The sequence below is a fragment of the Bacteroides sp. An279 genome (genome assembly GCF_002159615.1).
GTDB classification, from domain to species: domain Bacteria; phylum Bacteroidota; class Bacteroidia; order Bacteroidales; family Bacteroidaceae; genus Phocaeicola; species Phocaeicola intestinalis.
Genome location: NZ_NFJA01000008.1, coordinates 61,521 through 69,948 on the forward strand (window position 1 = coordinate 61,521; position 8,428 = coordinate 69,948).

Annotated in this window: 4 protein-coding genes; all 4 read right to left on the minus strand. The window is 38.0% G+C overall.

The features are described from left to right. Positions 1-35 precede the first annotated feature (35 nt). From B5F78_RS02910 to B5F78_RS02925, 4 genes are read right to left on the minus strand one after another with little or no spacing between them, the layout of a single operon-like run. Complete coding sequence (locus B5F78_RS02910) at positions 36-1,130, minus strand: helix-turn-helix transcriptional regulator (RefSeq protein WP_087405947.1); 1,095 nt, start codon at positions 1,128-1,130, stop codon at positions 36-38. Positions 1,131-1,132: 2 nt separating this feature from the next. Further along, positions 1,133-5,449 carry a hypothetical protein gene (locus B5F78_RS02915; RefSeq protein ID WP_087405948.1) on the minus strand — a complete coding sequence of 1,439 codons (4,317 nt, stop codon included), beginning with the start codon at positions 5,447-5,449 and terminating at the stop codon, positions 1,133-1,135. Between the two features lie 54 nt (positions 5,450-5,503). Then, the gene (locus B5F78_RS02920) at positions 5,504-6,205 is read right to left on the minus strand and encodes a hypothetical protein (protein WP_087405949.1); all 702 of its coding nucleotides are present in this window, start codon (positions 6,203-6,205) and stop codon (positions 5,504-5,506) included. A 17-nt stretch (positions 6,206-6,222) separates the two neighbouring features. After that, positions 6,223-7,779, minus strand: a complete 1,557-nt coding sequence (locus B5F78_RS02925) for an RNA-binding domain-containing protein (RefSeq protein WP_087405950.1) — start codon at positions 7,777-7,779, stop codon at positions 6,223-6,225. Positions 7,780-8,428 lie beyond the last annotated feature (649 nt).

The window sequence follows — 8,428 nt, forward strand, 5'->3', positions numbered from 1 at the left end:
AAGGCGATGTTAGATGATCGTTGTTTCTCATCGTATCACCTCATATATCTCTTATTCATTTTGCTGATACGTAGTGTGATGTCATCGCGCACTTCTTTCGGACTTACGATTTCCAAGTCATGCCCTAATTGTAGGATTCGTCCAAAGAATTCATTATTTGTTTTGAGTGTCATCGTCACTTCAGCATAACCAAGAGTCTCATCAAAATCTTTCAAGGTTCTCTGGGAATGATGAATAGGCTTTGTCTCGATCAAGCCAAACATATATTTATCATGTATTCGGATTACGATGTCATGCAGCTCTTTGTTTTCTATATGAGTCACACCTACAATGTCATTGAAATACTCTGGATATTTGATTTTGTCAGGTGGAAGATACTCAATGTCATTGATTATAGCCGGTTTCTCATCAATTCTGTCTAACGGGATATCCTGCCCTTCGTTTATTATTGTTTGACTTGACAATGAGTCTTTTCGCTCGACGCTTCCAAATATATGCCAGCGTCCATTAAATTCTTTTAGGTAGTGTGGGTAAAAAATGACCGTTGTAGCAAATTGATATTTTTCGTGGTAAGCTACTTTCAAGGCTTTGTGGTCACGTATGCATTCATAGATGAACGGAAGCCATTCGATATTTTTGTGCAGGCGGGTCATTCCAGACCCGATAAGTTCACGTCCTTCTTCCCTTTTCTGTTTGATTTCAAAGAGATCGAGTGTTCTGTCAAAGAAATGCTCAATCCATGAATTCGGAAAGAAACCTGCTGAATCTTGGCAAAATTGGTAATAGTCATTCAGGTCTTTGCGAAATACTGCTTTCAACAATCCGGCAAGTGGGTCATCATCTTTCCCTACATAGCAAAAACGTTTATTCCTTTTGTTGCCTTCTTCTTTTATACAGCCTTTCCCCTCTTTTTCTTCTAGCGCACGACATACTTCCGGAAATGCCTTGCGGAGTTCTCCTATATGTTCACATTTCGAGATTCCATACGGCAACTGTTCTGCAGAATCAAGTCCCTTGAATTCTGCCATAATATCTGCATAGGTAACCCATCGACGGCTTATCAGCCGCCGATAGGTTATCGTTGCAAACTGTGCTTGGTATCTATCTCCATCGAAAAGATTTTGTTGCATACTCAATCCTCTTTTAATCTTAAATTTGTTGCAAACCGATAGGGCTTAGATGGATTTTTATCTTGTGGGCGACTTTTAACAACAAATATAACTTTATCGCCTTCATAAAATTCATTTAAATCGCGCCCCTCAATTGGAAGTGAATAAGGGAATGAATCACATCTGATTTTCTTATAACGCCCTTCCAATACAATTTCCCCTTCGTACTCTTTCTTCTCTTTCCGAATTTCTAAATTTGCTGAAGCAAATCTCTTTTTGGTACCATCTTCAATTGTTGACAAATCCATATATCCTTTAACAACAGGTTGTTGTATGCTGACCGTTGTTGTATCGTAATCGTTAGGCAAGTTATTTCCGGTTCTGTCATTTTCTGTAAAATTTGCTGTTTGACTAGAATCTTCTTCTGGTTCTTCATCTTCTATAGGTTCAATTATTATGTCTTGTTTATAAAGTCCGAGACCACTGAATCTAAATCCAATAACTCCTTCTATTCTCGTTACATTAATATCAGCATCATCATATTTTTCATCTTTTGCTGAAAAAGTTGCTTCCAAGCCACAATCAAGTTTTGCTTTTCCACGCCTACGGTTTGATAGAGTTATTTCTTTTATCGTCCCTTGAACAAAACTTGCCTTGTCCTTTTCTTCTGTAATACTTTCTAAACCTTGGGATTTCTTGTAAAACAAATAAGGATAAGTATCATACTCTTTCTGATCAGCTGCCTCACAATATTTCCTTGCTTTCTCACGAACTTCATTATAACGTTTCATAAGTCCCTCATTGGCATATCCATTATTCAATATCTGAACAGTATAAAAAACCATGAAATAATAATTTATCCATAAATGTTCCGCGTTGCTATTTGTTGATTTTTCCCACTCTTTAAGTAACTCGATTGCTTCTTCTATTGTAGAATCGCTACGACTATTGAATATCATAAGCTTCAATAACTTTTCATAGGCACCCGAAACACCTTTCCTTGCATTATATCTTGTTGCCTCTTCTATTCTTGATATATACCTATCATTCAATTTATCAATACTCTCTCTTATTCCTTTCCGCTTGGATGATATAACAGTATCATAAAGGCGACATCCATAAATTATTTTAAGCTTTTCATCTGTTGTTGATTTTAATTTCTTATCATACTTATCAAAAAAATCTTTCCCTTCACCGCCATTCAGTTTCTTTCTAAAGTCATCTAGTTTGTTATAAATATCGTTAAGCTTATAATTAGTACGAATATTTCCTTCCTCATCAGGAATAAACCTTGCTATTTTAGAGCAAGCATCTAAATAATCTAAATACATATTTTGATAAATATTATCTACTTCACAGAAAGTCCAATCCTTATATTGCTTATACTTCTGCGTGGCATTCAAAACAGCTTTAAGCATTTGCGCCTTAGTGACAAGCCCATAAGCACTTGTTGGATCAAGTTCTGTTGACTTATCACAAAATTCGCTACAATTATTGTGATATTGCAAAACACATTTATAAAGATCCAAAGTAAAAGCGTCAAGATCTTTCCCAAATAATATATCTCTCAACACTCCAATCTTACGATAATAAAGTACTCCCAAAGATTGATAAATCAAAGAGTCGAACAATTTTCCATACCTTCCTTCAAGCAATCTTAAGAGTATGTTTTCAGATTCTATAAAGGGGTTTCCGTCATGCGATTCTTTATCTTCAAAGTAGGCTTTATTGTATAGAAATTGTGAATAACTAAGAAGGCAATTTTCATCATCCGGGAAATAATTCACAAGCAATTTATATACTTCAAGAATAGTTTCGGAATCACATTCATTGGACTTAAAGAAACTTGATACTTTTTCATTAAGACTAATTTTTCGAATTTCATCCATTTCAAAATCAGGTCTCTTGAGAAATACGTCATAAATGTACTTCATTTTATCGGTAGCGTCCCAATTAGATATATGCTCAAGATAATCTTTTGATATATCATATATTCCTATATTGCTCTTGCTAATAATCGATTTGGCAAACAAGGAAAATCTAGGTCTGATGCGCCCTGTTCGTTTATTTTCATCATTATATTCTATATCAAATAGTTTTTCGAATGCGATTTGAGAGGATTTGGACATTACATTTACCAAATTCCATATACTTATCTTTTTTTCAAATATAGAGTCGGTGAAACCTGTAGAAACGTATCTATCATAATCATATATGTATAAAGATGCCACAGAAACCAATATTGAAAAATGTTGTATATCTTCTTGATATTCTTGATCTATCTCTTTCATCCACCCTTGTACATAGTCATCTACACTTTGAGAATTATTCTTTACTGAAAGCGGAAAATCAATTACATTTTTCAATTTTATACCTGAAATACCAGTACACAGTCTCTCATAAAGCCTATTAAAATTAGGTATTTCATCCGGCATGAGAGAGTCATTAATAGTTAAGCAACAAACTTTTTTAGGGATTGAACCATAAGTAATGCGAACTATGGATACTTTGTGAGTAGGGCTTATATAGTTTTTCTTTAAGTTTTCTATGTTATCATCAGAGATGGTACGATCGATAAAAATAATCAGCATTCTAGTCGGAGGCAATGTGTCCTCAATAAAAGTCTTTATTTTCTGAAATACTTCAGAGCTAGTACTTTTTAACTCCGTCAAAAAAACGACATAACATTTACTGGAAACATTTGTATCTTTATTCATCAAATCATATGCCAAACGTCTGGCAACAGTAGTACCGCCACTACAAGGACTATGCTTGATATATCCAACAAACGTATCTCCTTTCTTCACATTTTCGGCTATCTTCTTATAAAAATTATCATAACCAAATCTTTTCACGTCAATATCTGCATACAGTTCATCCCAAGTTATCCTCTTACCTGAACAGAATCCAATACCTAATTCCTTTTTTTCTTGAGATAAAGGAATTTGCGGTACACATTCAATGTCATAAGCAGCAAGTTTATTCACATCTTCTACCGTAATCTCAGGACATCCGGATGTAAATTCGGATGAGTTTTCCAGAACATTACTATTCAAAGAGCCAAAGTAACGGGTGAGCTGCATTTGGTCTACGATATACTCTCTTACCTCCGCATCAATCTCTTGGTCCTTAGTGATATCGCTTATCATGTATTCTTTTGAAGATAATAATCTGATAATACGCATATTCAATGGAAGTTTCGAAGACTTATACAACACCTCTGGGAATTTAGATTGGCTATACAAATCGACAATCACGATTTCCCCTTCTGGCTTTTGAAAAGACAACTTTTCTATTTTCTCCTCAATTATAGGCAAATATATGCGTCTCCACATTTTAGGCTGATCTTCCGGGCATGGAGCTTCATTGTTCATATTCCCGTTTGCTTGAACCCAATAGGTTATCTTGTCACCATTTGTCTCAACCTCAGAATAAAGCATTTGGCGTTTTCCTTCCCACTTATTCTTAATCGTATAAAACAAACCTCCCTCTGCTTGTGTCCTTGGATCAAAATCAATGACCATATTCCAACTGATTCTTGCCAATGAAGCCTTAAGTTCTGGCTTTAAGGTTGCAGAGACGATGAGAATGTATTTTTTTCCATATTCATGTTTGAAATCACCTTCCAACTCATTCAGTTCTTTTAGACTTTCATCTTCCGATATTAGTTGTTCAAGTTCTATGTCTTTTTTTACATTTTCTTCTATGACCGTATTTTCAAATGGTAATAAATCTTTCAATTCCGATAGTTTGTCTGAACAAAGATCAATCATACTACGTACCCAACTAAAATAAAAGCTATATAACGTAGAAGCATCATAAAGGCTTTGTTTGGCCGAAGGTACAGCATGGGAAGTATCTGTGTTTAGAGGGGCATAGAGGTTTTTATAACATTCTGTAATTTTGTTATATAAAGGATTTTGTCCGTTCTCTTTTTCGTCCTTTTTACACAAGAGAGCATAAGCTAACTGCCCTAAAACTGTTTTATCACAATACATCTGATGAGGAACAGATGGTGTGTTCAGAGGAACTTCTTTTATTTTCAAATACTCGCTCGAAGAACCATTTCCAATCACTTTTAAATATGTATGTGATAAATTATCTGTGTTGCTGAATAATTGATCTGCATTTGGTACATATATAAAAATTAAAAGTTTACACAAGGCTTCAGCCGCGACTCTCAATTCTTGTATAGGCTCGCTATTGTCTTTAGAATATTGATAGTGAATATGTTCATGCAAACTGAGAAACATTTTGTATCGCTCCCTAAGCTGAACATCTTCTATTCCAGATAAAAAACTTTGTAACATCTCTGAATGTACTCTATATTCTTTGGCCATATTTTATTGTTTTAATAGTTGGGTATAAATTGTATGTTTATTGTTCAAAATGATTTATTTATTCCTTTCTCTTCTCTCCTTAACCTTATCCAATCCAGGCATCTTCTTTGATACAAAACTCTCACCAGCAGGGAAGTATGTTTTAAAAACCTGACATAAGAAACTCACAATGTCACTGCGCTTCTTGCCCATGTTGGAGAAAGCGGAGTAAACGAAATACATGAGTTCTTGTTGGCTACACATCTCGTTTGGCTGGATTGTGATTGAGGGTGGAAGAACCAAATCATGTTCTGCAAATGAGTAGGCACAAGCAAGAATAGCCTTCTGTTCCTCCTCGCTGAACATCTTGATTTTTCCGGCAAACCATTCAAGCTCTCCTTTTTGGAGTGCATGTTGTTGTTTGCTCTGACGTTCCATCAGAATGGATACTCTCTCTTGCTCTTTTTCTGTAAGGGCTTCTTCAAGTATGCGGTTCTTACGCTTCAGGACATTATATTTCTCCATGCAAGCAATGAATACACAGAGATAACCTACGGTTACGGTAAGCACCAATACCGCATGGAAGCGGAACTTGGACGGAAAGTCTGGCAAAGCATCAACATAGTCGCAAACGATAAGGGTAACTACAAGCATAAGCGCAGCTCCGGCATACATCGCCCGAACTTTGACTTTTTGGCTCGCAGGAGAAACGCCCATAAGCAAGGCTATTGCCAAAGCTGCAACCAATAAGATGGAAACCAAGATAAAGATTGTCATGTGTCACGCCCTCCCTATTATGGTTTTACGATGATACGCCAATAGCCTGCCTTGTCAGAACCTTCATGGACGAGAATGCCTCTCTCACGCAACTCTTTGATGTTCTTTTCAACTGCCCGCTTGGACACGCCAATTTTTACAGACATTGCTTCTGCTGTTATAGAAGGGTCGGAAATAACTAAGTCTATTATTTTTTGCCCTGTCCTGCTAACTCTTTTAGATGCATCCTCTCCTTTTACACCGAACCTTTTCTCCGAACTTTTTTCGTTTACACCGAACCTTTCAGCATTTACACCGAACCTTTTCTCCGAACTTTTTTCGTTTACACCGAACTTTCTCTCCGAAGCTCCTTCGTTTACAGAGTACTTTTTGAGGGTACTGTTTACCCTGTCGGCCACTTCTTCTACGGAGATTCTGCCATTCTCGCCCCAATTCAGATTGTAGAAAGTGGTGAAGAACGAGGAGGCTTCGGTCTTATGTAGAGGCTCTTTGCCGGGCAGGAAGTTGGGTAACTTTTCGGTCAGTTCACGCATCTTGCGCAGGCCGGAGCCACGTTTCTCCATGTAGTCGAGCTGGGTAAACATGTCGGCAATGACGGGGTTGCGGCGTATGGACGGCACATTGTAAATGTCGCGGTCTTGAATCTGTGTGCCGTCAAGCATTGCACCGGGCGACACCAGTTCTACACGGTCATCGTAGATATCGATATGTACCTCGCCGCCCATCACCGTGTAATCCCGATGGATAAGGTGGTTGACCAATCCTTCAAAGATAGCCCGGTCGGAATAGTCGGGGAGGTTTAGGCGGTAGTTGGGCATCTTGACCCAACCGCTCATGGTGTAGTTCTTGATAAAATCCATGCCGTACTTTAAAAGTAGGACGAGATTTGCCCTGTGTTCCACCGAGCTGATGGCATCGTCCTTATAAAGTCCCGTCCAACGGGTACAGAATATGCGCGACTGGAATACGGTGCAGTTGTCCACAAACAGCAGTCCGGCATGGGTCAGCTTACCGTCAGACGTGACCAGCCCGAACGATTCCAGATACTTGTCGTTCCATTCCTGATGTGTCTGTTCACGGAATGTGTTGGCAAGAATGATAAAGGAATGTTTGTTGGCATCCACCTGTGTAGGGAGCGAATCCCATGTCATGTGTGTACCTTTCAGCACCAACGAAAGGAGTTGTTGTGAATTGCATTCTACGCTTTCATTCCCGACTCTTACATAAGCCGTGCGTGTTCCGTCTTGATAATAATAATAAGGTGTCAGCACTCCGGCCTTGACTTTCACTTCTAGCAGGGTGCGTCCTTCGTGTTCAATCGGTATAAGCTGCACTTCTGGCACAGGGTCAAGCCGTGCCTTTATCATTTCGTTGATAAAATCGGCATCTGCCCGCACGTTCTCCAACCCCACAATTTCACCTTCATCGTTTACGCCATAGAACAAGCTGCCGCCCTCCGTATTGGCAAAGGCCGACACGGATTTCAGCCACGACTTCACTTTCTTGCGTTCCAGCATCTCCTTGAAATCGTAAGACGTACATTCTGCTATAAGCCTGTTATCGTGTATTTGCATAATTTTCTCGTTGTTATATGGGTACAATGCCCAATTGTCGTTTACAAAAATACAGAAAAAAGTTCTTTTTCCGTTTAGGAGGGATGAATAAAAGCGGATTTGGAAGAAATTTCTCTGTAGAGCATATCCATACCTTTATCATCGAAGGTAAAAAAGGATGGCACACAAGTGCTGTATAAGGATAGAAAACTTCCACGATACTGTTTTAGGCTATCATTTAACATTGATATTTTTATTGTTTTTCTTTCGTTCTTTTCAGCGAAAAATCGTACTTTTGCGACATAGAGCTGTGGTTGCTTATGGATGCTTATTTTCGGGTTTGCATGATATCTGCAACACGTTCACGCAAGTCGCTGATAGATATAATGTATTGATTTTGAGGAAGTGAAGTAAGTATCAGTAAACAACGATAACCAATCATAGAAAAGTAGGGTGTAGCTCAATGAGTTATGCCCTATTTTATTTTGTCAACGTACCCATTTCCATAATTACGACCCGACTTTAGAGCAGTATCCCTAAAGGCAAAACTGCTACAGCGCGGTAAGCATTCGATAAACTACAAGTTTTAAACCTTTATATACAACAATAGCGACTGTCACTATGAACCTAATAGTTTCAGTCGCTATTATTTTGTTGAACCTATATGTTG

Coding starts and splice junctions, on each gene's coding strand:
- B5F78_RS02910 (WP_087405947.1), bottom strand. CDS start 1,130: ATGCAACAAAATCTTTTCGATGGAGATAGATACCAAGCACAGTTTGCA.
- B5F78_RS02915 (WP_087405948.1), bottom strand. CDS start 5,449: ATGGCCAAAGAATATAGAGTACATTCAGAGATGTTACAAAGTTTTTTA.
- B5F78_RS02920 (WP_087405949.1), bottom strand. CDS start 6,205: ATGACAATCTTTATCTTGGTTTCCATCTTATTGGTTGCAGCTTTGGCA.
- B5F78_RS02925 (WP_087405950.1), bottom strand. CDS start 7,779: ATGCAAATACACGATAACAGGCTTATAGCAGAATGTACGTCTTACGAT.